Source organism: Symbiobacterium turbinis (assembly GCF_055383075.1).
The window spans coordinates 1,064,197-1,087,930 of the sequence record NZ_AP042433.1 but is presented as its reverse complement, the minus strand read 5'-3'; the positions used below and the strand labels follow the sequence as shown (position 1 = coordinate 1,087,930).

27 protein-coding genes are annotated in these 23,734 nt (G+C 67.7%); 20 read left to right on the top strand and 7 right to left on the bottom strand.

Annotation, left to right across the window (positions count from 1 at the left end):
- Positions 1–14: 14 nt before the first annotated feature.
- A complete protein-coding gene (locus ACZ45O_RS05195; protein WP_464856235.1) occupies positions 15–1,040 on the bottom strand; it encodes an AAA family ATPase in 1,026 nt (341 codons plus the stop codon).
- Positions 1,041–1,290: 250 nt separating this feature from the next.
- Between ACZ45O_RS05195 and ACZ45O_RS05190 the strand changes: the two genes are divergently transcribed.
- From ACZ45O_RS05190 to ACZ45O_RS05150, 9 genes are all read left to right on the top strand, one after another.
- Positions 1,291–1,755: a GreA/GreB family elongation factor gene (locus tag ACZ45O_RS05190; protein ID WP_464856233.1), complete on the top strand. Its 465-nt coding sequence runs from the start codon at positions 1,291–1,293 to the stop codon at positions 1,753–1,755.
- Positions 1,756–2,214: 459 nt separating this feature from the next.
- Complete coding sequence (locus ACZ45O_RS05185) at positions 2,215–3,546, top strand: anaerobic C4-dicarboxylate transporter family protein (RefSeq protein ID WP_464856231.1); 1,332 nt, start codon at positions 2,215–2,217, stop codon at positions 3,544–3,546.
- A 119-nt stretch (positions 3,547–3,665) separates the two neighbouring features.
- Positions 3,666–4,583 carry an ABC transporter ATP-binding protein gene (locus ACZ45O_RS05180; RefSeq protein WP_464856229.1) on the top strand — a complete coding sequence of 306 codons (918 nt, stop codon included), beginning with the start codon at positions 3,666–3,668 and terminating at the stop codon, positions 4,581–4,583.
- A complete protein-coding gene (locus tag ACZ45O_RS05175) occupies positions 4,576–5,412 on the top strand; it encodes an ABC transporter permease subunit (RefSeq protein ID WP_464856227.1) in 837 nt (278 codons plus the stop codon). The genes ACZ45O_RS05180 and ACZ45O_RS05175 overlap by 8 nt, the downstream gene beginning before the upstream one ends.
- Positions 5,413–5,449: 37 nt before the next feature.
- Positions 5,450–5,971, top strand: coding sequence for an RNA polymerase sigma factor SigY (gene sigY / locus ACZ45O_RS05170; protein WP_464856225.1), 522 nt, complete (start codon positions 5,450–5,452; stop codon positions 5,969–5,971).
- On the top strand, positions 5,961–6,281 hold the full coding sequence (locus ACZ45O_RS05165) for a YxlC family protein (RefSeq protein ID WP_464856223.1): 321 nt from the start codon (positions 5,961–5,963) through the stop codon (positions 6,279–6,281). Before sigY ends, ACZ45O_RS05165 begins: the two co-directional genes overlap by 11 nt.
- On the top strand, positions 6,274–6,471 hold the full coding sequence (locus ACZ45O_RS05160) for a sigmaY antisigma factor component (protein WP_464856221.1): 198 nt from the start codon (positions 6,274–6,276) through the stop codon (positions 6,469–6,471). The genes ACZ45O_RS05165 and ACZ45O_RS05160 overlap by 8 nt, the downstream gene beginning before the upstream one ends.
- A gap of 94 nt (positions 6,472–6,565) precedes the next feature.
- The gene (locus tag ACZ45O_RS05155; RefSeq protein WP_464856219.1) at positions 6,566–7,840 is read left to right on the top strand and encodes a methionine gamma-lyase family protein; all 1,275 of its coding nucleotides are present in this window, start codon (positions 6,566–6,568) and stop codon (positions 7,838–7,840) included.
- Between the two features lie 13 nt (positions 7,841–7,853).
- A complete protein-coding gene (locus tag ACZ45O_RS05150; RefSeq protein ID WP_464856217.1) occupies positions 7,854–8,339 on the top strand; it encodes a DUF456 domain-containing protein in 486 nt (161 codons plus the stop codon).
- Between the two features lie 85 nt (positions 8,340–8,424).
- Here the strand turns inward: ACZ45O_RS05150 and lexA are convergent, their stop codons facing one another.
- Entirely contained in the window at positions 8,425–9,042 is a 618-nt protein-coding gene (gene lexA, locus ACZ45O_RS05145; RefSeq protein ID WP_464856215.1) for a transcriptional repressor LexA, read from the bottom strand.
- Positions 9,043–9,275: 233 nt separating this feature from the next.
- Between lexA and ACZ45O_RS05140 the strand changes: the two genes are divergently transcribed.
- The 6 genes from ACZ45O_RS05140 to ccsA all read left to right on the top strand — a co-directional run bounded on the left by ACZ45O_RS05140 (position 9,276) and on the right by ccsA (position 14,374).
- The gene (locus tag ACZ45O_RS05140) at positions 9,276–9,611 is read left to right on the top strand and encodes a LysM peptidoglycan-binding domain-containing protein (RefSeq protein ID WP_464856213.1); all 336 of its coding nucleotides are present in this window, start codon (positions 9,276–9,278) and stop codon (positions 9,609–9,611) included.
- Positions 9,612–9,660: 49 nt separating this feature from the next.
- Positions 9,661–9,957 carry a hypothetical protein gene (locus tag ACZ45O_RS05135; protein ID WP_464856211.1) on the top strand — a complete coding sequence of 99 codons (297 nt, stop codon included), beginning with the start codon at positions 9,661–9,663 and terminating at the stop codon, positions 9,955–9,957.
- A 190-nt stretch (positions 9,958–10,147) separates the two neighbouring features.
- A complete protein-coding gene (locus ACZ45O_RS05130; RefSeq protein WP_464856209.1) occupies positions 10,148–10,786 on the top strand; it encodes a redoxin domain-containing protein in 639 nt (212 codons plus the stop codon).
- A gap of 16 nt (positions 10,787–10,802) precedes the next feature.
- Complete coding sequence (locus ACZ45O_RS05125; RefSeq protein ID WP_464856207.1) at positions 10,803–11,507, top strand: cytochrome c biogenesis CcdA family protein; 705 nt, start codon at positions 10,803–10,805, stop codon at positions 11,505–11,507.
- 70 nt (positions 11,508–11,577) lie between these two features.
- Positions 11,578–13,074 carry a cytochrome c biogenesis ResB family protein gene (locus ACZ45O_RS05120; RefSeq protein ID WP_464856205.1) on the top strand — a complete coding sequence of 499 codons (1,497 nt, stop codon included), beginning with the start codon at positions 11,578–11,580 and terminating at the stop codon, positions 13,072–13,074.
- Positions 13,061–14,374, top strand: a complete 1,314-nt coding sequence (gene ccsA, locus ACZ45O_RS05115) for a cytochrome c biogenesis protein CcsA (protein ID WP_464856203.1) — start codon at positions 13,061–13,063, stop codon at positions 14,372–14,374. The genes ACZ45O_RS05120 and ccsA overlap by 14 nt, the downstream gene beginning before the upstream one ends.
- Positions 14,375–14,437: 63 nt before the next feature.
- On the opposite strand, the gene ACZ45O_RS05110 is transcribed toward ccsA, so the two are convergent.
- Positions 14,438–15,229 carry a DUF3891 family protein gene (locus ACZ45O_RS05110; protein ID WP_464856201.1) on the bottom strand — a complete coding sequence of 264 codons (792 nt, stop codon included), beginning with the start codon at positions 15,227–15,229 and terminating at the stop codon, positions 14,438–14,440.
- A gap of 137 nt (positions 15,230–15,366) precedes the next feature.
- Here ACZ45O_RS05110 and ACZ45O_RS05105 point away from each other — a divergent pair, with 137 nt between their 5' ends.
- The 4 genes from ACZ45O_RS05105 to ACZ45O_RS05090 all read left to right on the top strand — a co-directional run bounded on the left by ACZ45O_RS05105 (position 15,367) and on the right by ACZ45O_RS05090 (position 19,623).
- Positions 15,367–16,101 carry a DUF1657 domain-containing protein gene (locus ACZ45O_RS05105; RefSeq protein WP_464856199.1) on the top strand — a complete coding sequence of 245 codons (735 nt, stop codon included), beginning with the start codon at positions 15,367–15,369 and terminating at the stop codon, positions 16,099–16,101.
- Positions 16,102–16,236: 135 nt separating this feature from the next.
- Complete coding sequence (gene mutY / locus ACZ45O_RS05100) at positions 16,237–17,340, top strand: A/G-specific adenine glycosylase (protein WP_464856197.1); 1,104 nt, start codon at positions 16,237–16,239, stop codon at positions 17,338–17,340.
- Between the two features lie 306 nt (positions 17,341–17,646).
- Positions 17,647–17,943 carry a hypothetical protein gene (locus tag ACZ45O_RS05095; RefSeq protein ID WP_464856195.1) on the top strand — a complete coding sequence of 99 codons (297 nt, stop codon included), beginning with the start codon at positions 17,647–17,649 and terminating at the stop codon, positions 17,941–17,943.
- Between the two features lie 1,266 nt (positions 17,944–19,209).
- Positions 19,210–19,623 (top strand): VOC family protein, encoded by a 414-nt coding sequence (locus ACZ45O_RS05090; protein WP_464857658.1) that lies wholly within the window; start codon positions 19,210–19,212, stop codon positions 19,621–19,623.
- Here ACZ45O_RS05090 and ACZ45O_RS05085 read toward each other — a convergent pair.
- The 4 genes from ACZ45O_RS05085 to ACZ45O_RS05070 all read right to left on the bottom strand — a co-directional run bounded on the left by ACZ45O_RS05085 (position 19,560) and on the right by ACZ45O_RS05070 (position 23,260).
- On the bottom strand, positions 19,560–19,754 hold the full coding sequence (locus tag ACZ45O_RS05085; RefSeq protein ID WP_464857656.1) for a sigma factor-like helix-turn-helix DNA-binding protein: 195 nt from the start codon (positions 19,752–19,754) through the stop codon (positions 19,560–19,562). The genes ACZ45O_RS05090 and ACZ45O_RS05085 overlap by 64 nt on opposite strands.
- Before the next feature lie 11 nt (positions 19,755–19,765).
- Complete coding sequence (locus tag ACZ45O_RS05080; RefSeq protein ID WP_464856193.1) at positions 19,766–19,975, bottom strand: RNA polymerase sigma factor; 210 nt, start codon at positions 19,973–19,975, stop codon at positions 19,766–19,768.
- Between the two features lie 110 nt (positions 19,976–20,085).
- On the bottom strand, positions 20,086–21,039 hold the full coding sequence (locus ACZ45O_RS05075; RefSeq protein ID WP_464856191.1) for a cyanophycinase: 954 nt from the start codon (positions 21,037–21,039) through the stop codon (positions 20,086–20,088).
- A gap of 67 nt (positions 21,040–21,106) precedes the next feature.
- Positions 21,107–23,260 carry a cell division protein FtsA gene (locus ACZ45O_RS05070; RefSeq protein WP_464856189.1) on the bottom strand — a complete coding sequence of 718 codons (2,154 nt, stop codon included), beginning with the start codon at positions 23,258–23,260 and terminating at the stop codon, positions 21,107–21,109.
- A 184-nt stretch (positions 23,261–23,444) separates the two neighbouring features.
- Between ACZ45O_RS05070 and ACZ45O_RS05065 the strand changes: the two genes are divergently transcribed.
- On the top strand, positions 23,445–23,678 hold the full coding sequence (locus ACZ45O_RS05065) for a small, acid-soluble spore protein, alpha/beta type (protein WP_464856187.1): 234 nt from the start codon (positions 23,445–23,447) through the stop codon (positions 23,676–23,678).
- Positions 23,679–23,734 lie beyond the last annotated feature (56 nt).

The window sequence follows — 23,734 nt, the reverse complement described above, 5'->3', positions numbered from 1 at the left end:
TGGCGGTCCCTTTTTCATCGCAGCCCCGGGTACTCCGGCCAGGGCCGCCCGGCGAGCGCGGCCACCGCGTCCTCCAGGTCGGCGCGCGTGATCGCCATCAGCTCCTCCCGGGTCGCGTCCGGCCGGTCGACGAGCCGCAGGGCCTGGCAGCGGATCGCCCGCTCGACGAGGTTGCGCATCGCGCGGGCGTTGCCGTGTTCGCCGGCGGTGAGCCACGCCTGGCCCCGGAGAATCTGCCGCAGTGCCGCACGCCCGTCGGGCGTGAGCTGGTAGTCCCGCCGGCGCAGCATCATCTCGCCGATGGCCACCAGCTCCTCCGCCGTGTAGTCCGGGAAGTGGAGAGTCAGCGCGAACCGGGAGCGCAGCCCGGGGTTCTGCCGCAGGAACCAGGCCATTTCGTCGGGATAGCCGGCCAGGATCAGCACCAGTTCGCCCCGGTGCTCCTCCATGGCCCGCACCAGATAGTCGATGGCCTCCTTCCCGAAGTCCCGCTCGCCGCCGCGGGCCAGGCTGTATGCTTCATCTATAAACAGAATACCCCCCGTAGCTTTGCGGACGATCTCCCTGGTGCGCTGCGCGGTGTGACCGATGTACTCCCCCACCAGGTCCGCACGCTCTACTTCGACCATGTGACCTTTGGGCAGTACACCCATTTCCTTCAGGAGGCGGCCCAGCAGCCGGGCCACCGTCGTCTTGCCCGTGCCCGGGTTGCCGGTGAAGATCATGTGCAGCGTGCTGGGCTCGCTGGCCAGCCCGGCCCGAGCGCGCCGGAGCTGAATCGCGATGTAGGCCTGCAACTCCCTGACCAGCTGCTTCACCTGTCCGAGCCCGACGAGCCCTTCCAGCTCCCCGATCACGGCCTGGATCCGCCGCTGCTGGTCCTGGGCCGTGTCGGCGGGCTTGCCCTGCGCCCTGGGCGCGGCCGTGCGCCGCTTACGAAGTTCGATCGCCATCTGCAGGGCATCGGCCGGGGTGATGCGGCCCTGCCGGAGCCAGTTGCTGATCTCTTCCATGCGCTGGGGCTGTCGCACCCTGGCCATCGCACTCCACCTCCTGGGATGCATACGCAGCAGGGTCCCTCCGCAGCATGAGGGCATGGCCAAATGCCGAAAAGTGGGAGGGAGGGGAGGCGGTGCGCGGGCCCCGCATGAGTTACAGGGGCTGCCAATTGTGATATACTATTGGCAAGAGGAGTTGCCACTCCGTTCCCAGAGCGGAGTGGTTCCGTATGCGCGGAACATCCGGCCGATGCCGCCGGTCTACATCACACAAGCGAAAGGTCGTGATGCCATGGTGCGTGCACGTCCGCCGTCCGAGATCGAGCACATGCGGTCGCGGATTGCCAGCAGACTGCGCGTGCTGGACGAGTTGCTGAACACACAGATGGAGGAGTATTTCTCGAGCCCCGGGAGCGAGGGGGGCGCATACAGCGTTCGCCCGCACCTGCGCCGCTATGTGGAGGTGGCCAGTCAGCTCCTGGAGAGGATGGCTGAGCAGGACGACGATGCTGCGCTGGACGTCGTGTTCATGGACATGCCCGTGACGCTGGTGGACGAGGCCGACGGTACCGAAGAGGTCTATACCGTGGTCGGTCCGGATGAGGGCGACCCGGCGAAGGGGCACATCTCCTGTCTGTCACCGCTCGGGCTGGCGCTTCTGCTCAAGCGGGTCAACGAGCGGGTGGTCATCGATGCCCCCGGCGGCCGGTTCACCTACCGGATTGCGGCTGTGGGGAGCGAGGCGATGAGGGATTGAAGAGCGGCGGGGAGATCCCCGCCATTTTTGATTTGCATCCGGCCTGCAGGGTATCTGAACTCTGGCACGTTGGTTTGAGCACCGGGAGGGCCAATGGCAGTTTGGTGCCAGGGGTGTAGGCCCGATAGGCGGCGCACGGTCGCGTCCCTCCGGCCAGTGCGGGGGTTCAGGAGGCGCCCCGTGCCTGAAAAGGCGCCCGGGCCGGGCGAATGGGGCTGCGGTCACAGCGGCCAAAGGCCCATGCTGCTCGCCCCGAAGGTCGTCGGCGCCTGTGGCCGCCGGCGACTTTCCGCTATGCGGGAAATGGCGTTTCGATGCACTTGTCTGATCCCAATATGATCCGAAGGACTATTATTGAGAACTCTATTCGTGCCTTTACAAGCGAGCACCGGAGGCGGATAGCGACCAGTGGGTCGCTCAAGTATGCTCAAAGCAGGAAAGCTGAAGGAGGTGCACTTCTTGGTCTGGTTACAGCTGCTCGTTGTACTCTTCTTCCTCTACCTGGGCGTCCGCCTCGGCGGAGCCGGCATCGGTCTCGCCAGCGGTGTCGGCCTCGCGGTGCTCGTCTTCGTCTTCCGGCTCGAACCGACTTCGCCTCCGATCGACGTGATGCTCATGATCCTGGCGGTCGTCTGTGCGGCCTCCGCCATGCAGGCGGCCGGCGGCCTGGACTACCTGGTCCGGCTGGCGGAGCGGATGCTGCGGAGCAATCCGAAGTACATCACGTTCCTCGGCCCCTTCGTGACCTACATGTTTACCTTCTTTGCCGGCACGGGCCACGTGGCCTACTCGGTGCTTCCGGTCATCGCCGAGGTGGCCCGTGAGACCCGCATTCGCCCCGAACGGCCGCTCTCCATTTCGGTCATCGCCTCGCAGTTCGCCATCACCGGCGGCCCGATTTCGGCGGCCATGGTGGCCATGCTGGGTCTCACGGAGGCGATGGGGATGACGCTGCCCAAGCTGATGCTGATCACCGCCCCGTCCACCTTCCTGGCCTGTATGGTTGCGGCCTTCATCTGTAACTTCCTGGGCAAGGAGCTGGACGAGGATCCTGAGTACCAGCGCCGCGTGCGGGAAGGGCTCATCGAACCCGTCAAGCCCAAGTCGCGCGAGGAACTGGCGGCGTACGAAGCCCCGCCCGGCGCCAAGTCCTCGGTGGTCATCTTCCTGCTCGCCGCCCTCATGGTGGTCATCCTGGGAGCCGTTCCCTCGCTGCGTCCCACCTTCGTCCACGCCGATGGCAGCACGGCCACCCTGCAGATGTGGCACGCCATCTGCATCGTGATGCTGGTGGCCGCCACGGCGATTCTGTGGATCACCAAGGCGGATGTGGGCGCCCTGGTGAAGGGCTCCGTCTTCCAGGCCGGCGCCAACGCCCTCATCGCCATCTTCGGCATCGCCTGGGCCGGCGACACCTGGTTCAGCGGCAACCAGGCGGTCATCAACGCCCAGCTGGGCGGCATCGTCCAGCAGGCACCGTGGCTCCTGGCCATCGTGCTGTTCTTCTTCTCGGTCCTGGTCAATTCCCAGGCCGCGACCACCCGGGCCATCATGCCGCTGGGTCTGGCCCTGGGGATTCCGGTGCCCTTCCTGGCCGCCATGTTCCCCGCGGTGAACGGCTACTTCTTCCTCCCGAACTACGGCCCGATCATCGCCGCCGTCAACTTCGACTCCACGGGCACCACCCGCATCGGCAAGTACGTGTTGAACCACAGCTTCATGATCCCTGGCCTGATCGCCGTGGTGCTCAGTGTCGTGTTCGGGTTCGTGATGCAGGCGATCGTCTTCTGACGTGCAGTTCTGCACTGCCGGTCCTCCCCATCGCGGGGAGGGCCGGCTTTTCTGTGGCTTTTTTCTTCAGGCGGTGAACTTTCCGCACCCCCCGGGCGTCACACCGGCGGGTGATGCGCATGAACGGGACTCCTTTCATCGAACTGAACGGGGTGCAGAAGGGATTTGACGGTCGGCCGGTGCTGACGGATCTCTCTTTCTCCGTCGCCCGGGGCGAGATCGTCGGCTTCATCGGCCCCAACGGATCCGGTAAGACCACCACGATCCGGCTGCTGAACGGCGTGATCGCCCCGGACGGGGGCGACCTGGCCGTGGGCGGCTTCGACCCCCGCCACGACGGCGAACGGGTGCGGCGCATGTCGGGCGTCCTGACCGAGTCTGCGGGGCTTTACCCGCACATGACCGGGCGGGCGAACCTGCAGTTCTTCGCCGATCTTTACGGCGTGGATGAGCCCGGCCGGCCGGACGAGCTGCTGGCCGAGTTCGGCCTGGCCGACGCCGCCGACCGGAAGGTAGGCACCTACTCCACCGGCATGAAGAAGCGGCTGGGGCTGGCCAAGGCGATGCTGCACCGGCCCGAGGTGCTGTTCCTGGACGAGCCGACCAACGGCCTCGACCCGGACGGCATCCGGATGGTGCTGCATTACATCCGCCGCCTGAACCAGCGGGACGGCACCACGGTCGTCATCTGCTCCCACCTGCTCCAGCAGCTGGAGATCGTCTGCGACCGCTTCCTGTTCCTCATGGGCGGCCGGGTAGTGGAGCAGGGCACCCGCGCGGAACTGGAGGCCCGCCACTTCCCCACCGTGACGCTGGAGGTGGAGACTGACCTCGCCCTGGCGGGAAGCGAGTACCGGGGCGTCCGCGCGGAGCGGGTCGGCCCGGGCCGCATCGCCTTTACGGTACCCGGGCGGGAGGCGATTCCGCAGCTCCTGCGCAGCCTGGCGCAGGAGGCGGCCGTCTACAGCGCGGCACCCGTCCGGCGGGATCTGGAGACACTCTATTTCAAGATTACAGGGGGTGCTGCGGGTGAATAGGAGAGCCGTCGTGGCCATTGCCCGGAAGGATGTTCAGGCGATCACGGCCAACCTGCAGGTATGGCTGCCAATGCTGCTCCTGCCGTTGATTCTGGGCATCGCGGTCCCGCTGGGCCTGGTGCTGGTGTTCCGGTTCGGCGCGGACAGCATGTCGCCGTCCGACGCGCAGGCCGTGCTCGGCTGGGCGGAGAAACTGCCCTCGGGGGCGGTGGCGGCCGCCCTGGCGGAGCTGCCGGAGCTGAGCCAGCGGCTCATCTACGTGGGGGTCAACTACATGCTGGCGCCGTTCTTCCTCCTGATCCCGCTCATGGCCGCCTCGGTCATCTCCGCCGACTCGTTTGCCGGAGAGAAGGAGCGGGGCACCCTCGAGACCCTGCTGTTCGCCCCGGTCGACATGCTGTCCCTCTTCATCGGGAAGGTGCTGGCCGCGTTCGTTCCGGCCATGGCGCTGTCGCTGGCCACCCTGCTGCTCTGCGCGGCGGCGGTGAACGCGGCTGCCTGGCCGCTGTTCGGGCGCATCATCTTCCCGCAGGTGAACTGGATTCCCCTGGTGCTCCTGGTCATTCCCGCGATCGCCCTCTTGGCTGTGCTCCTCAACGTGTTCATCAGCGCGCGGGTGGCCACGTTCCAGGCCGCGTACCAGCTGGGCGGCATGGTCGTGCTGCCGATGCTGCTGCTGGTGGTGGGGCAGGTAACGGGGGTGCTGGTCTTCAGCGTTCCGGTGGTCCTGGGCGTGGGGGCGGTGCTGCTCCTTCTGAACGGGCTCCTGCTGTGGCAGTTGCTCCGCCGCCTGGACCGGCAGCAGCTCTTCGCCAGCCAGGTGCGCTGAGGCCGGCTCAACACCAGAGACGGGCGGGTGAAACCCCTTGGGCGACCTAGATCTGATCCGGCGGGCGCAGCGCGGTGACCCGGCCGCGCTGGCCGCCCTGCTGCAGCAGCACTACCTGCCGGTCAAGAAGTACCTGGTCACCATCGCCTTCGACCGCGGGCTGGCGGAGGATCTCACCCAGGAGACCATGATCCGGGCGATTCAGCGCATCGGGCAGTTCCAGGGGCGCTCCAGGTTCAGTACCTGGCTCATGACCATCGCCACCCGGCAGTACCTGGACTGGCTGCGCAGGGAGAAGCGGGAACGGCAGGCTGCGGCGCGGGTCGCCGATGTGCAGCCGCTCTGGCAGGCGCCGCCGTCGCCGGAGGTGCAGAGCCTGATGGCGGCACTGCAGGCGCTCCCCAGGGAGGTCGCGCTGCCGGTGGTGCTGAAGCACTACTACGGGTACACGTACGAGGAGATCGCAGAGTGGATGGAAATCCCGGTGGGAACGGTGAAGTCGCGCGTCTTCAACGGAGTGCGCACCTTGCGAAGGGAGCTGGGGCAGGATGAAGCGTAGTGCGGAGCCCTGGGAGCGGAGCCTGCGGGAGGGGCTGGACGCCCTTGCGGGCACGGTGGCAGAGGAGAGCCCGCCCGACCTGGGGGCCTTCATCATGCTGGTCAGCGACGTGCAGCGGGAGCAGCGGCGGGCCCTCCGGCGCGACCTGGTGCGTTTTCTGGCCGCCGCGGGGCTGATCCTCTGCGCCTGGTTGTGGGCGTGGCTGCAGTTTCCCGTCTACTTCCTGATGGCCCAGGGGGCCCTGGCCTTCGCCATGGCCGCTGCACTGGCCTGGGCCGCGGCCGGGGGGAGGAGGGCCAGCCATGAATGACCCGAGCAGGATTCCGTGGTGGGGCTGGGTGCTGATCGTCCTGCTGCTGGGAGCGCAGGGGACCCTGCTCTTTCTGGACAGCCGCCGCCGGGGCGCGCGGGCGTGGCTCTGGGGGCTCCTGGGCCTCATCCAGTTTCCCATGCCGAGCCTGCTCTACTGGCTGCTGGTGGTGCGGCCCAGGCGACGCTAGGGGGGAGCCATCCCTGCCGGGGATGGCTCCCTGCGCGTATAACGGGTAAAATGTACTGGATGTCGCCTATTGGTGCTTATTGGAGGTTACGCCGTTGAACATCTGGAACCAACTCATCCCCGACTGTCCTGAAGCTATCGTGCGTGCGGCGGACGCCGCCCTGGAGCGCGTCCGGCCCGTGTGGGCGCAGGTCGACGAACTGGTGCTGCGCAACCAGGCACGCGTGCTTGCCGCCTTCCAGGAGGCGGGCGTCTCCGAGGTCCACTTCACGGAGTCTACCGGCTACGGTTACAACGACATTGGCCGGGAGAAGCTGGACGAGGTCTTCGCCCGTGCCTTCGGTGCGGAGGCCGGCCTGGTGCGCATTCAGTTCGCCTCGGGCACCCACGCCATCGCGACCGGCCTCTTCGCCGCCCTGCGACCAGGCGACCGGCTGATCGCCGCCGCCGGCGCCCCGTACGACACCCTGCAGCAGGTGATTCAGGGAACGGTGGGCAGCCTCGCGGAGTGGGGCATCGCCTACGAGGAGGTTCCCCTGCGCCCGGACCGGACCGTGGACGTGGAGGCGGTCGCAGCGGCGGTCCGCAAGCCTGATGCCCGCTGTCTCTTCATCCAGCGCTCCCGGGGCTACTCGCTGCGTGCGCCGCTCACGGTGGCCGAGATCAGCACGGTCATCCGGGCCGCCCGGGAGGCCAACCCCGGCATCACGGTCCTGGTGGACAACTGCTACGGCGAGTTCGTGGAGGCGCAGGAGCCGCCGCATGTGGGGGCGGACCTCACGTGCGGGTCGCTGATCAAGAACCCCGGCGGGGGCATCGCGCCCACGGGCGGCTACATCGTCGGCCGGGCCGACCTGGTGGAGAGGGCGGCGGCCCAACTGTTCGCCCCGGGCATCGGCCCGGAGGTCGGGCCGAACGCCGGCGCCAACCGGCTGCTCTACCAGGGGCTCTTCCTCGCGCCCCACGTGACCGGCGAGGCGCTGAAGGGCGCGCAGTTCACCGCCGCCTTCTTCGCACTGCTGGGCTTCGGCGTGCGGCCCGGATACGACGAGTACCGCTCCGACCTGGTGCAGGCGGTGGAACTCGGCACCCCGGAGGGGCTGATCGCCTTCTGCCAGGCTGTGCAGAAGGCCAGCCCGGTGGACGCCCACGTGCGGCCCGAGCCCTGGGCGATGCCGGGGTACGACGATCCGGTGATCATGGCCGCCGGCACGTTTATTCAGGGTTCATCCATTGAGCTTTCCGCTGACGGGCCCGTGCGCCCTCCGTACGTCGCATATTTTCAGGGGGGTCTTACGCGCGAGCACGTCATGCTGGCCGCCCTCCGGGCCGCGAACCAACTCGCGGCCGCAGGCATTCTTACCTTGTAGGGGGAGTGGTGACATGGCCGGGCAGTGGATCGCTTTCGTGATCGCCGTCGTCGTGATGCTCGCGGGCGTGGTGGGCACCTTCATTCCGGCCCTGCCGGGACTGCCGGTGGTCTTCCTGGCCATGCTGGTGTACGGCTTCGTCGAGGGCTTTCGCGAGATCACCCCGGGCTTCCTGGTCGTCGCCCTGCTCGTGGTGATCGCGACGCAGGTGGCCGAGCACTACGCCAGGGCCTGGGGCGCCAAGCGCTTCGGCGCGGGCAGGGCCGGGGCCTGGGGCGCCGTGATCGGCTCCATCGTCGGCCTCTTCTTCATGCCCGTGGGGCTGCTGCTCGGACCGTTCCTGGGCGCGCTGCTCTTTGAACTGTTTGCCGGCCGCTCCGGCGGCGAGGCGGTGAAAGCCGGATTCGGCGGACTGGTGGGCGTGCTGGGTTCGGTGGTGGTCAACGTCATGGTGGCCCTGGGGCTCACCGTCGCCTTTGTCGTAAAGGTACTGATCTGACCGGCCATGTTGACCGGGGACCGCGCAGGGGAAGAAAAGGGCCCTGTGCAAGCGCTGCGCTCGCACAGGGCCTCGTGCTTTCCGCTCAGTCCATGCGGCGGACCAGTCCGACCACCTTGCCGAGGATCTGACAGTCCGGAACGATGATGGGATCCATGAACCGGTTCTCGGGCTGGAGCCGGATGTGGTCCTGCTCCTTGAAGAACCGCTTGACGGTGGCCTCGTCCTCGATCAGCGCGACGACGATGTCGCCGTTGCTGGCGTGCTGCTGGCGGTGTACCAGCACGTAATCGCCGTCAAGAATGCCCGCTTCGACCATGGAGTCCCCCTGAACGGTGAGGAAGAAGAGCTCTGACTCGTCCGCGCGAACGAAGTCGGCCGGAAGCGGGAAATGGTCCTCAATGGCCTCCTGGGCCAGGATCGGCTGGCCGGCTGTGACACGGCCGACCATGGGCACGGCGATGGTGCGTTTGAGCTGCGTGTGGCTCCCATCGAGCACCTCAATGGCCCTGGGCTTCGTGGGATCCCGGCGGATGTACCCCTTCTCCTCCAGCCGGGTCATGTGGCCGTGAACGGTGGAACTGGAGCTGAGGCCGATGGCCTCGCCAATCTCCCGCACCGACGGCGGGTAACCCTTGGTGCGGATCTCATCCTTGATGAATTGCAGGATCTGACGCTGGCGCTCCGTCAAGGGTTCCGGCATGCAGCGACACCCCCTGAACTGAGGCGGGAGCCCCTCCCGTCAGAGCTGCCCCACCCCGATCTCTCCGGCGCACGGTCCGGTCGGGTCGATTGTACCACATGTCCGCCGATCTGCAAACGCCTGTTCGAAAAATCCACAGAAGGGCTTGACCGGAACATCCATTCGTGGTATGCTAACAGCGAACACAGGTTCCGGCGTAACCAAAGGGCTGTTCGGCACAGGGAGGGGTAGCTATGGCGGCGCACAACGTCCAGTCCAGGGTCCGGGTGGTTCGGAGGCGCACGCCCAAGGCGGTCCGCAGGGCCCGCACGCTGGCCGTGCTGTTCGTGGTGACGGCCGCGGCGGCCGTACTGCTGTTCCCCCGGCTGGTGCACACGCAGACCAGCCTGCCGCCGGTCGGCGTTCACCACACCGTCGCTCCCGGCGACACGCTGTGGGACATCGCCGTCGCCCACGCCGGTGACCGCGACGTGCGCGAGGTCATCTACCAGATTCAGCGAATGAACGGCCTTTCGTCTGCTGAGATCTACCCCGGTCAGGTGCTGTTCGTCCCGACCGAGCTGCGCTGAGGGGAGGGGGACGGAAATGGGGGTCGTCGTACAGACTTTCGAGGGCAGAATGCCCGGCGACTTGTACGCGAAGCTTCAGCGGCTGCGCCGGCGCCATGGCAGGGTGCTGCGGGCGGCGGCGGCCGGCGACTTTTCCAACGAAGCGGAGCTGCATGCCATAAGCCGGCGACTTGGGCGCATGCTGGCCGAGACCGCCCGCAGGCCGGTGGAGGAACGGGGCGGCCTGCGCATGCTGGAGATCTCGCTCGCCGTGGACCGCATGTTCCCGGAACTGCGGGCGTGGAACCAGCAGGCGGCTTTCCGCTACCCGCCGGCAGGCCGTACTGCGAAACGGGGGCCGGCCTGAGGCACGGGCACGGGTATATCGGGTCTGCACCTGAGGGTGCAGACCTTTCGTTGTCTGGCAGTTCCGATGGACGCAGGATTGACCCCAATAGCCAATAGTTTGTTATAATCATGCGTGCATGGCCCGACGACACGCAGGTATCCACGCACCTGCGCGAAACGACTGTATTGACGGGAAGAGGTGGTCAACCATGCACTGTCCGGAGTGCCGGACCGGCCTGGAGCCAGACGGCCGGTTCTGCCACATGTGCGGCTTCGACTTCCGGGCGGCCGCAGCGGCCCGCAGGGCGGCCGAGCTGGGGAAGCGCCCCGCCTGGAAGCGCTGGGTCTCCGGCGTGTCGCTCGGGATCATGGCGTTCCTGATCATGCTCATGCTGCTGGTGCCGCGCACCGACGCCTACATGGTGCCCCCGGTGGGCACGCCGGCGCCGGACTTCGAGATCCCGGCCCTGGACGGCGGGACCGTAAGGCTCTCCGATCACAGGGGCCAGCCGGTGATCATCAACTTCTGGGCGTCTTGGTGCCCACCGTGCCGCAAGGAGATGCCTGACTTCCAGGAGGTCTACGACCGGTACAGGGCCGACGGGCTCCAGTTCTACGCGATCAACGTGGGGGAGTCGCAGGTGACGATCCGCGACTTCGCGGCCCGCCTCGGCATCGATCTGCCGATCCTGATCGATGCCGGGGAGGAGGCGCAGACCGTCTACAACATTCTGCCCCTTCCGGCTACCTTCTTCATCGACCGCGACGGCATCGTGCGCGGGGTCTACCAGTACCAGATGTCGCGGGCGCAGATTGAAGCTGAGGTCCGGCGGCTGATGGCCCGCTGATGAGGAGTCGATGCGCATGGCTTCGCCGAACCTGTTTCTCGCCTTCGGCGCCGGGGTGCTGTCGTTCATCTCGCCCTGCGTGCTGCCGATCTACCCGTCGTTCCTCAGCTACGTAACCGGCGTGTCGGTGGACCAGCTCTCAGAGGGCAGCCGGGCTGTGCGCGCGCGCGTGCTTAAGCACAGCCTGGCCTTCTTCGCGGGCTTCTCGGTGATCTACGTCGCGCTCGGCCTCACGGCCAGCGCCCTGGGCTCCTTCTTCTACAGCAGCCGCTCGTGGCTCCCCGTGGCCGGCGGCATCTTCATCATTCTGATGGGCCTTTCGCTGATGGGCGTCCTGCGTCTGCCCTTCATGATGCGCGACACCCGCCGGCAGCTGGCCAGCAGGCCCGAGGGCTACCTGGGCTCCGCCCTGGTCGGCCTCACGTTCGCCGCGGGCTGGACGCCGTGCATCGGGCCCATCCTGGGGGCCGTGCTCGCCCTGGCGGCCACCAATCCGGGGTACGGCGGGCTGCTGCTCCTGGCCTACTCGGTGGGCTTTGCACTGCCCTTCATCGGCATGGCCTACGCCCTGGGTTCGGTGCGCAAGCTGGCACGCTACTCGCTGGTCCTGGAGCGGGTGGGGGGCGCCGTGATGGTGCTGATGGGGCTCCTGCTCGCCACCGGCGGCCTGGAGCGCATGTCGGCCTGGCTCCTGGAGGTTACCGGATTCACGGGGTTCTAGCACGGGGTTTTAGTGGGGCCCCCCGCCTTCGCGGGGGGAAAGGCAAGGGGGGAGTTTCGCTCTGGCCGCTGTGCATGCAGCCAACTGTCCGGACTGCCGGCGGGCACTGCCTGCAGGGGCCCAGTTCTGCCCCGGGTGCGGGCGGGCCCTGGGAGACCGGCCCCGGGCCCGGGCGCCTGAAGGGCCGAACCCCTGGGTGGCGCTGCTGGACCGGACCTGGGATTTCTTCGCGTCGACGAAGGTAGCGTCGTGGATCATCATTGCCCTGGCGGTCGCATCGATTCTGGGCACGCTGATCGAGCAGGAGTCGCTGTACCAGGACTGGCGGCCTCCGCACCTGTATTACCCCGACCGGTACGGAGAGTTCTGGGGCAACCTGTTCATGAAACTGGGGCTGACGCACACGTACTCTTCGGTGTGGTACGTGGCCCTGGTCCTGATGCTGATCGTCAGCCTCGTCATCTGCTCGCTGCACCGGCTGGTGCCGCTGCACCGCATGCTGACCCGCCCGCAGGTCTGGAAGCTGCCGCACTTCCTGCGCAAACAGCAGGTCGTGCTGGAGACCGCAGGCGACCTCGACCAGGCGGAGGCGAAGCTGAAGCGGGCGGGGTACCGGATCTGGCGGGACCGGGAGTGCCTGTACGCCGAGAAGGGCCGACTAAGCCGCTACGGACCGTATATCCTGCACATCGGCCTGCTGGTGGTCGGTTTTGCGGCCTTCGCCAAGGCGCTTCCGGGCTGGGATGAGGTGCGGGACGTCTGGATTCCCGACGGCCAGACCGTGAAGGTGCCGGGCGAGAACTTCGCCATCACCAACCACAAGTTCACGATGGAGCTGTACGAGAACGGGCTGCCCTCGCTTTACGCCACCGATGCGTCCATCATCGTGGACGGCGAGGAGGTGCTCCGGCGGACCATCGAGGTCAACAAGCCGCTCTCGTACGGCGGCTGGGACATCTACCAGGCCTCGTGGCGGGAGGAGCCCGGGGTGGCCCACCTGCGGTTGGTGGAAGCGGACACCGGGCAAGCCGTGGCGACGATCCCGTTCGACCTGCGGGACCCGGCGCCCGAGTATGCCATCGAGGGGACCGACCTGAAGCTGGTCGTGCTCACCTACCTGCACGACTTCATTCTGGACCCCGAGACCAACGAGCCCATGAACGCCTCGTATGAGGTGCGCAACCCGGTGGTCTTCGCTGAGGTGGCGACGGCGGACGGGGCCGAGATGGTCGGCAGGATCGCCCTGGCCATGGCCGGCGGGCAGCAGGCCGTGTACATGGGGCCCTACTACCTGGAGGTGGAGCGGGTCGACAGCCGCTGGTACACCGCCCTGAAGCTCCACCACGACAAGACGGTGCCTTACATGTACTTCGGGCTCGCCATCGTGTTCGTGGGCATGCTGATCACGTTCTTCATCTACCACTGGCAGGTCTGGGTCCGTGAGGAGAACGGGGAGATCCTCATCGGCGCCCGTGCGCACAAGAACCGGTTCGCGCTGACGCGGGAGATGAAGCGCCTCTTCGGCGCACCCCAGGGGGAGGGGCAGAGTTCAAATGACACCGCCTAATCAGTTCCTGCTTGACGCGGCCCAGTGGCTGCTCTTCGGCGCCTTTGCCTCGTATCTGGCCGCATTTCTGCTGTACGTCTCGGGCACGCTGGGCCAGCGGATCTCCGGGGGCACCCGGTTCAGCCGGACCCCGGGCCACGGAACGGTGGCCAACGTCATCGGGGTGGTCCTGCACGGCCTGGCGATCGTGGCCCGGTGGCAGGGGTCGGGCTTCTGGCCCACCTCCAACATGTACGAGTTCATCGGCTTCATGGCGTTCTCCAGCATGTTGGCCTTCCTGGTGCTGCACCGGATGTACCGGCTCTACGTGCTCGGGGCCCTGGTGACGCCGGTGACCATCGCCCTGCTGGCCTACTCCTACGTCTTCCCGCCGGAGGTCACCCCCTTGATTCCGGCCCTGCAGTCGATCTGGCTGCCGCTGCACGTCAGCCTGGCCGCACTGGGCGAGGGCTTCTTCGCCGTCGCCTTCGGCGCGGCGATGCTGTACCTGCTCCGTGTGCGCGGGCTGGAACTGGCGCAGGCCCGGGCCCGGGCAGCCGAGGAGGTCGCTGCCGGACTGGAGGGCGCCGCGCCCATGCAGGGGGCTGCTCCCGGCGCAGTGGCGGAGACCCGCTGGGAGCGCTGGGAGCGCATCGTCGGCATACGGCTGATGGAGGTCGTCTTCTACCTCATCCTCGTCATTCTGGGCTTCACAGTGCTGGCCCTGTTCTTCCGCTACGCGGGGTTTGAGTGGATCTTCAACAACGGCATGTCCATCTACCACCTGCCGCCCATCATCGGGCCGTACGGCGCGGAGGTGGGGGAGCACGGCTCGGTGCTGGGGATTCCCCTGCCGACGGTGGTGGTGCCCTACGGCTGGCGGGGCAAGCACCTGAACACCCTGCTCTACTCGGTGGTGGTCGGTGCCGTGCTCTACGGGTTCATCCGCCGGTTCATCGCCCGGGGGCGCATCGGCGACGCCCTGGCGGTGCGCGTGGGCGGCGACCCGGAGCTGCTGGATGAGATCAGCTACCGGGCGGTGGCCATCGGCTACCCGATCTTCACCCTCGGCGGCCTGATCTTCGCCATGATCTGGGCCAAGGAGGCCTGGGGCCGGTACTGGTTCTGGGATCCGAAGGAAACCTGGGCGCTCATCGCCTGGCTCGTCTATTCGGCCTACCTGCACTTCCGCATCACCGCGGGCTGGGAGGGCCGCCGCTCCGCCTGGCTGGCCGTGCTGGGCTTCGGGGTGATCCTCTTCACCCTGGTGGGCGTCAACCTGCTGATCGTCGGCCTGCATTCCTACGCAGGCGGCGACTGACGAAGCGAATACGCCAGATGATGATGCGTGACCCGCCCGTGTCTTGGGCGGGTCACGCCTTTCTCAGCGCGGATGCAGCACCACTTCCTGCTGCTGCGGCGGGGCCTGGGCGTAGGCGTCCAGCAGTTCGGCGTCGCTGCGGTAGGGCCGGTCTGGCAGGATGCGGGCCGTCCAGCGGAGGGCGACCTGCTCTGTCTCGAAGGGCCACGGGTCCACCTGGAAGCTTCCGCTGCCGGTTCCCCGCAGGTGGAACGCGATGTCCTCCGCCCCGGGCGCCTGCGGCACCGCGCAGAGCAGGCGCTCCGTGGTGCTGTCAGGGCTCAGCATACAGGAAAAGAGCGAGAGCATGTCCCAGAGCTGGAACCAGCGGTAGTGGGTCCAGAGCACGTCGGGGTCGGGCTGCAGGGCGGCCGTCAGCTCGACCTGCACGGCGTCCTGCTCGGCCAGAAAGCGCTCCACGGCCGTGCGCCACTGGGGCGCCACGGGCCGCGAGGCGATGTGGGGAAGGTAGCCGTAGCGATTCCGGTAGAGGCCGGCGCTGTGCAGGGAGGTCAGCAGCCCGGCGTAGGGATGCGCCTGCCGCGCCTCACGCACCGTGCGGGTGTGGGCCGCGACGTGCACGTCCTGGGGGATGTCCAGAAAGGAGTAGGGCCGCCCTGTTTCGGCATTGACGCCCGGCCGGGCGTCCACATCGGCCCAGCCCGCGTCGTGCAGCGCTGCGGCCTGCCGCACGGGCTCCAGGGGCTCCACCGGCGCGCACACCCCGCCCCAGCAGGCCACCAGGTCCGCTGTCAGCCGGGCGTGCTCCACCTGCTCGGTCAGGTAAAGCTGGCCGTCCACTGATCGCACGATCATCGTCGCATACCTCGCTTTCGCCTAGCAAAGACTAGCGCCGGAGCGCGGCCGCGGGCAGGCGGCTAACATACGTGGACTTCGGCGGTGAGGCTGCCCTTCCCTGTCGGCGAGGGTGGCGCCAGGAGGAGGATGCAGGGATGACGGTGCACGGAGATCTGGAACGTGCGATTGCCATGGCGCAGGCGGCCAAGGGCAACTACTTGCTGTTTGCGGCGCAGTCGGAAGACCCGAAGGCACACCAGGTATTTAAGCAGATGGCGGACGATATGGAAAGGCACGTGATGATTCTGGAGTCGCGGCTGCAGTACCTGAGCCAGTACAACGCCCTGGTGGGGCAGGCGCGCGGCCAGCAGCAGGGCCAGTTCGGCGGCCAGGGCGGTGGCGGTCAGAACCGGACCCGGCAGCAGGGGCACAACCAGGGGCAGGGTCAGGGCCAGATGCGGCAGGACGAAGGCTGGGCCGGCGGTCAGAACGGGGCCCAGGTACAGGGGCAGCAGACTTGGCAGGCGCAGGGACAGGGCGGCCAGCAGGGCGGAGCCCAGGGCCAGGGCCAAGACCGGGGCCAGGGCCAAGACCAGGGCCAGGGCGGAGGTCAGGGTGGAGGCCAGGGAGGCGGGGCCTGGCAGGCTGGGGGCGCCCAGGCCGGCGGCAACGGCCAGGGAGATGGCGGACAGGGCGCCGGCAACTGGCAGGGGGGCGGCAACCAGGGCGGCGGTGGCCAGGAGGGAAACTGGGGAGCGGGCGGACAGCAGTCGGCGCAGGGAGGACAGGGTGGACAGGGAGGAGGTGCAGGGGGAGACCAGCAGGCTCAGTGGCAGTGCGGTCCTCCCCCGGGACAGCAGGACCAGGGCCAGCAGCAGTCGCAGCAGTAGGGCTGACAATCGGGCCAGATAGGTCCCCTGGACGGGAGTGCAGCGCGGGAAGGACCCGTCGGGCGCGCCGGCGAACCATTGGCCAGATGAGGCGCCCCGAGCGGGCGCCCCAAGAGATGCCAGGGAGAGACAGCGTTGCACTCCTCGCAGCACGACGAGACTCGCGAGCGCAGGCGGGCGGCGGAGATAGCCGGCCGCCTGCTGGACTGGTATGCGGAAAGCGCGCGGGACCTGCCGTGGCGCCGCACCCGCGATCCTTATCGCATCTGGGTCTCTGAGATCATGCTGCAGCAGACCCGGGTGGAGACCGTGATTCCCTATTTCGAGCGGTGGATGAAACAGTTTCCCACCCTCGAGGCGCTGGCTGCCGCGCCCCAGGAGGAGGTCCTGAAGGCCTGGGAGGGGCTCGGCTACTACGCCCGCGCCCGCAACCTGCACGCCGCCGTCCAGGAGGTCGTGGCGCGCTACGGCGGCGAAGTGCCCGACGACCCAGAGGCCGTGGCGTCGCTGAAGGGGGTGGGACCGTACACCGCCGGGGCCATCCTCTCGATCGCCTTCAACCGGCCGGTACCTGCCGTGGACGGCAACGTGCTGCGGGTGATGGCCAGGCTGTATGCGATCGCGGACGACATCGCCAGGCCTGCGACCCGTCGGGTCGTCGAGGAGCTGGTCAGGGCCATGATTCCCCCTGGGCGAGCGAGCGAGTTCAACCAGGCCCTGATGGACCTCGGGGCGGTGATCTGCACCCCGCGCCGACCCCGGTGCCTGCTCTGCCCCGTGCGGGAGCTGTGCGAGGCCTGGAAGGCCGGCAGGGTGGGTGAGCTGCCCGTGAAGGGCAGGGCAAGGGCCCCCAGGCCCGTGGAGCGGGTGGCGGCGTGGGTGGAGCAGGAGGGCCGTCTGTTGATCGTACGGCGGCCCCAGGAAGGCCTCCTGGCCGGGCTCTGGGAGCTTCCCGGCGGCGACGTGCCGGCCGGGCTGGCCCCGGAAGAGGCGCTCCGCACCCTCCTGCGTGACGCGCTGGGCGCGGAGGTGGAGGTGGGGGAGCACCTGGTGGACGTGCGGCACGTCTTCACGCACCTGGTGTGGCACGTGCGCTGCTACCGGGCTGCGCTGGCCCCCGGGTGTAAGGTGGCGGAGGGTGAAGAGGTGCGTTGGGTGGCGCCGGAAGCGCTGGGGGAGTACGCGTTTCCGTCCCTGTACCACAGGATCTTTGACCATGTGGTGAGCGGCGAAGCGTAGGTTTCCCCGGTTCTCACTCCGTCCGACACCGCCATGATGCGGCCGATGGGCCTGACGATGGCCGCCGGTTTAACTGTCAGTGTATTCAGATATATGTGTGGTTAGATAGTCCGATGCCCATGCGGGTTCTGCAGGGCGATGGAAGTCCTGGGCGGCTGTCGCGAGAGCACCAGAGACCGAGTGGCGGCGATCCGCCACACCGGTCAGGGCGGCTGCAGGACGTCCAACGGGCTCATGAACGGTAAACTCCCGGCGTAGGTATGAACGGACTGGACCCACAGTCCGGGGAAACCGGGGGTGTCATGCGTGAGCGAAGAGATGGAACGGCTGCTGGTCAACGCGATCGAGGCCGAACGGCCCGTTCTGATCGACCCGACGGAGGACGAGCTGCGCGCCGCCGCAGAGCGGCTGCGCATGGAGGGAAAGCTGTACTGCACCCGCTGCCGCAAGCCGATTCAGGACAGCAAGTTCATCACCCGGCGCATCAGCTTCGGGCCGCGGCTGCAGGCGGTGGTGAATCTGCATCCGGAATGCGATGACCAGAACGCACCAGGGGCGCACAGCGACGCGGCAGACGGGCCGCCGGCGCAGGGCGGCGCATAATGAATTGTTAACTACTGCGTAGGGGCCGGACGCCAACCCGCGGGATAGGGGAGGCGTCCGGCCGGATTTTCGGGGGTCCACTTTCACAGACACAACGTCCGATAATATATGTTATGTAAACTAGCGGAGGGCGACAGCGAAAAGAGGCCCCCGGGATTGCCGCGGTTCCCCGCAGCCGCCCGGGCAGCGGTCCCTGTGGGAAGCTGGGCCTTCCTTGGCCGCAGTAGGTCACGGCTGCAGGCCCATGGCGGCAGCATAGCGGTTACGGTAAACCTGCGAGCGGCTGAAATGCTCGTCGCGCCACGTCGGCCAGTGCAGTACTCCAGCAGACGGGGCGGGTCCACGGCCGTAATGACCCCGGTGGCCAACCCTTTGTTCCTCTTGGGTTCGGTGTTCAGCCACCGCAGCCGCACCCGGCCGCCTGGCAACAGGGTCATATCCGCCTCGGCCAGCCACTCCACGACCTGGGCTGCGTAAGCATGGCCCAGAGGCGCTCAGCGGGGTCGGCGTATGGCCGTTGGAAACGCAACTCATAACCGCCGTGCGCCGTGCTGACCGCCACCTGCAAACCGTCACAATTGGTCTGTTGCCTGGTTTCGAACGTCAACGCCCAGCCCGCCTCCTCCCCTGCTTCCGCCGTGATCCCAAGTTCACCCAGCCCGGAGCGTGTGGGTGCCCTCGTCTTCAAACATGTGATGTGGTCGGCCCCGGCGTTTGCGTCATACTGGTCGAGGGACCATTCGGTACGAAAATGGCTCATTCCTGCGCATGACGGGCTCTATGCCGGGCGGGCTGGTCCCGGCACACAGCGCGTTTTCGGCCGTCAGCCAGGTCGGCTTCCAGCGGCTGGAGCAGCACCAGGGGCTTGAGCCACCTGTCCGCTTCTGGTTCACGGCAGCCACCGGGTCCACCACGTTCAGGCCAACGCTCGGTGACAGCTACCTGGTTGCAGACGGCGAAATCAGCCCAATCCGGAACGAGAGCGTAGCCATCCAGGGATACTACGGCGCATTTGTTATCGCAGCGGATGCAGCCTCGACGGTCGACGCGCCGGCGACGGCTCAAACGGAGAGTCCCGACAGCCCAGGGCCGCCCGTGTTCGTCCTCCCCCTCTAAACGCACTGAGCACCTCCCGCTGTGCCGTGAATCGCACCGACCGGATTTGGCTCACACTGGTCGATGGGTCCATGCTTGGCCGCTGTCCGGCAGGCCCTCATCAGGGAACACCACCCAAAGGGGTGCAACAAAGGAGAGGATTCCGTGGCGATGCGCATCATCCCGTACATCGTGCTCGACGGTAATGCCCGGGAGGCCATTGACTTCTACGCGGAGGTGTTTGGCGGCAAAATCGAAGGCATCATGACGTACGGCGACAGCCCGTTCCCCGGGATGCCCGAAGAGGCAAACGATCGCGTGATGCACGCCCACCTGACCATCGGCGATGCGGCGCTGATGTTCTCCGACAGCTTCCCGGGACAGTCGCTGACCTTCGGGGAACAGGTTATGGTCACCGTCATGCCCGACTCGGTGGAAGAGGCAGAGCGCATCTACGCCCGGCTCGCCGAAGGCGCGCAGAAGGTCGAGATGGAGCTGCAGAAAACCGACTGGAGCCCCGCCTACGCCTCCCTGACCGACAAGTTCGGCATTCCGTTCCAGATCAGCGCGAGAGCCGAGCACTGAGCTTGAAACTTCACCGTACCCACAGGCAGGTCAAGCCTGCGGGCAATCTCCTCCAGCGACGGGTCGGCCAGGTAGCGCAGGGCGACCACCTGCCGCTGCCCCGCGTCCAGTTCATCCATCAGCCCCCAGATCTCCCGGGCCGCTATGGATGCTTCACCACGATGCGCCTGATCCAGCTGGGGAAGGCATCAGCCCCGCCCTGCAGCTCCGGCAGGCTGCGTACCGCGGCCTCCACGGCGTCCTGCAGGGCGTCCCAGGCGTCGGCATCGCTGCCTGTGATTGCCATCGCGATGCGGTAGAGCCGGCCCTCCTGCTCCTGCAACAGACGCAGGAACTCCCCCTGCGTCAGCATCCACTCACCTCCGTCCGGCGGCCGCCACACACAGGACAAACGGGGCGGGCGAAAGGTTCCCAAGAAAGCGAAAAAGGACCACCGAGTTCGGTGGTCCCGCGATTCGCCGTTTACCTGACCTCCGCCTCCTGGCGCTCGGGGGGGAACGCCCGGCGCGTGCGGAAGTTCAGCCGGTAGCCGTCTGTCAGAAGGTGGACCTTCAGCCCGCCAGGCCGGTCCTCGCTGGGCGTGCCCCGCTCCCACGGGTCCAGAACCGTCACCGTGGCCTCGCCCAGCGCCTTTGCCTCGCCATCGCTCACCAGCAGCCCCGTGCAGGTGTCAAGCCCCACCCCCATCATGGCGCAGGCCTCGGGTGCGGACATCGCCCGCACCAGGCGGCTGAAGCGCTGGGCGCCGCTGAAGCCCCAGTCGATGAGCAGGGCCGGCAGAATGCCCAGCCCGACGGTGCTGGCGTCGTCCGCCGCGTGCAGGAACAGCCGGCTCCCCAGAATCGCGGCCCCGGCGTCAATGCCGACCAGGAGGCGCCCGGCCTGCAGGTGCTCCCGGAGCGCCGCGGCCGCGGCGGTGGACTGCAGCACGTGCAGCCCCTGGGACGGGCTGTCGCCGCACAGCACGATGGCGTCGAACTCGCGCAGCCGTGCCGCCCATTCCGGATCCGCAGCCTTTTCGCGGGAGTCCAGGAGCAGCGGCTCCACTTGCTTCATGCCAAAGCGGGTGAACGCCCGCGCCGCCGCGGCGGCCGCCACCTCCGGATCGCCACTGGCCCCAGCGGGCACAATCGCGACCCGCGAGCTCCTGCCTCCGGAGAGGTGAACGGCTGCGACAACGGCCTCATCCGGCACCGGGGTTCCTCCCATGAGGATCACCGGACCGGCGGGAAACTCCGCGGTGGAGACATCTAGTTCACGCTCGGGCCGCCCCTCCGGGCGGCCGTTCTTGTTCCGCTGGGCGGAAGAGCGATGGCGGGCGAACCAAGCGCGCAGGCCCCCCTGCGGCACGACGATGGCCTTCAGCAGGTTCGAGGAGAGTTCCGATGTAATGGAACCCAGGCGTTCTAGGTTCACCGCGCTATCACCTCCTGTGGGCTGCCACTCGCTCTAAATCTATTGCGGCGGGCGGCGCAGATTCCCGTCAGATCCATTCGATCTCTGCGTCGTCACCCTCAGAGATCGGGGTGATGAACTCCGCTTCGCGCCCGTTGAGGCGCATCACGAGCTGCCGCTTTCCGGGGGGCGGCGTGGCCGTCACCCCGGCCGCAACGAGCAGGTTGGCAAAGATTGGCGGCTCCTCGCTGGTGGTGATCACAATCTCATCGCCCTCCCGGAGCGCATCGGCCGGACCGGCGAGGACGCCGTTGCGCACCACCCGCAGACTGCCGGCCGGCACCGCGTACACCTCGCCGTTCAGGCGAACGCGCACCTCTGCGCCCGCGCCGAGCCGCTCTACGAGCTCGCCGGCGGTCAGAGGCGGGTTGTCGCGGATCTCAAACCGGTCGCCGGACTGCACCGGCGCCTCCAGAGCGTCGGGCTCTGCCGGCGCGCCGTTGATGGCAAGCACATAGCGCGGCCACAGGACGGAACCCGGCTTTCCATTCAGTGTATACCGAATTACTTCGGCTGTCGACAGGTCGGCGTAGCCGAGGGCGGTCAGCGCATCCTCCACGGTGCGGAGCGGCCGCACGACCACCACGTCGTTGTCCGCCAGCTCCCGGTCCGGCTCTCCAGGCTCGCCGTTCACGGTCACCAGCGGGGAGAGGGTGTGTTGCGTGCCGTTCAGGACCACGGTGAGCTGGCAGACGGCCTCAGGCGCGACCTCGGCGACCGTGGCGCGCCCGGGTTCGCCGGGAGTGCCCGGCTCCACGTCGATGCGGTCGTGGTGCTGAACCGGCGTGTCCAGCCCCGCCGGTTCGCCGTTGAGCAGGATGCGGGCGGGGCGGCCGAAGGTCCCGGGCACCATGCGCAGCTCCCCGTTGACGGTGATCGTCAACCCCTTGCCAACGGTTCCCTGCAGCTCACGGATGGAAATCCCGGCGGCCAGCAGCGCGTCTGCCACGGTCAGCCGGCCGGGGCGGAACAGCCGTACCCCGCCGCTGTTCACGTAGACATATGAAAATCCCAGGGTGGAGTGGTCCCGCGCGGCCACGGCGATGCCGATGGGCGTGATGGCATCCGGCCCCTTCAGCAGGCTCCGGGCCCCCTCCACGCCCCGGATCGCGTCGCGGCCCCGCACGGCGACTCGCTGAGCGGGCAGGCCCAGTTCGGCCGCCACGTATTCCGGCAGGCCCGGCGTGAGCGAACCGCCGCCCACCAGCAGGACGGCCTGCGGCGGCTCACCTCCGTTCAGGGCGAGAATCCGCCGGGCGATCTGCCCCGCCAGCCGCCGGGCGGCGGGCTGCATCGCCTCGACCAGCTCGTGCCGCTCCTTGACCAGCGTCTGGCCGAGGATGTCGGTGAAGCGCAGCACATCCGACGTCCCGGTCTTGCGCTTGACCGCCTCGCCGACGTTGAAGTCCAGCAGGAAGGTTTCGGAGAGCGCCTCGGTGATCTCGTCGCCGGCGATGGGCACCATATCGTACGCCAGGACGGCGCCCCGGGCGGTGAGGGCGATGTCGGAGGTGCCCGCGCCGATGTCCACCAGGGCCAGGTTGAGGTGGCGCATGGAGTCGGGAACCGCCACGCTCAGGGCCGCGATGGGCTCCAGCGTGAGGGCGATCATCTCCAGCCCGCAGGTCTCCAGCACAGACTGCAGCGAGTCGATGACACCCCTGGGCAGGAAGGTGGCGATGACCTCGACCTCCGCGACGGTACCCCGCTGACCCACCAGGTTGGCCAGGGAGAAGCCGTCCAGGAGGCTGCGTGTCACGGAATGGCCGACGTAGTGATAGTCCTGCGGCCGCTCGCCCTCGCGGAGCACCTCGCTGAGCGCCCCCTGCGCGGCCTGCACCGCCTCGAGCTCCAGGCTGAAGACCTCGTCGGCAGTAAGCTGCGTCAGTCCCGACAGCTGCCGTTCGGCGCGGCCCCGCACCGTACGGAGGGCGCGCCCCGCGGCGGCCACGGCCACCTCACGCAACGGTTCGCCGGTGCGCTTTTCCAGCCGCCCGACCACGCGCGTGACCGCCTCGGCCACGGCGGCGACGTCGTGAATCTGACCGTCGTGCATGGCGCGGGTGGCGTGCTCCATGACCTCCGCGGCAATAATCTTCAGTCCCCTCGGGCCGGGGGCAGTGACGAGCCCGGCGACCTTGCGGGTGCCGATATCGAGTGTGAGAAGCGGGCGAGCTGACAACTTCTGGACCTCCTCGCACCACGCTCTTCCCGGGGGTAGGCAAAACTGGATACTCATTCGACAAAACGTTCGGCTGCTCCTTCGTCATTGGTTTTACGTATCCTGTGATGCCGCGGATTGGTAGACATAACGACGGCGACCGCGCCGAACACTAACAGCGTAAAACCGCAGGAGGTGGTGCTCCGTGGCAAAGTTCACGCCCACCGGCCGAGTTTTACCGCATGAGCTCCTGGACCGCTTCAAGTGGGAGGTTGCCGAACAGGCAGGCCTTACCGAACAGATCGTGCAGCACGGCTGGCCCCAGATGAGCTCACGCGCATGTGGACACATCGGGGGCCGCATCGGCGGCCGCATGGTGAAGGTGATGCTGAAGTACGCCGAGCAGGCCCTCGCTGAAGGCTCCGCTACCCTGAAGTAGCGGGGCGCCCACCCAGGCGGGGGGGCGCGCACCCCGCCGATGACATAGATGAACAG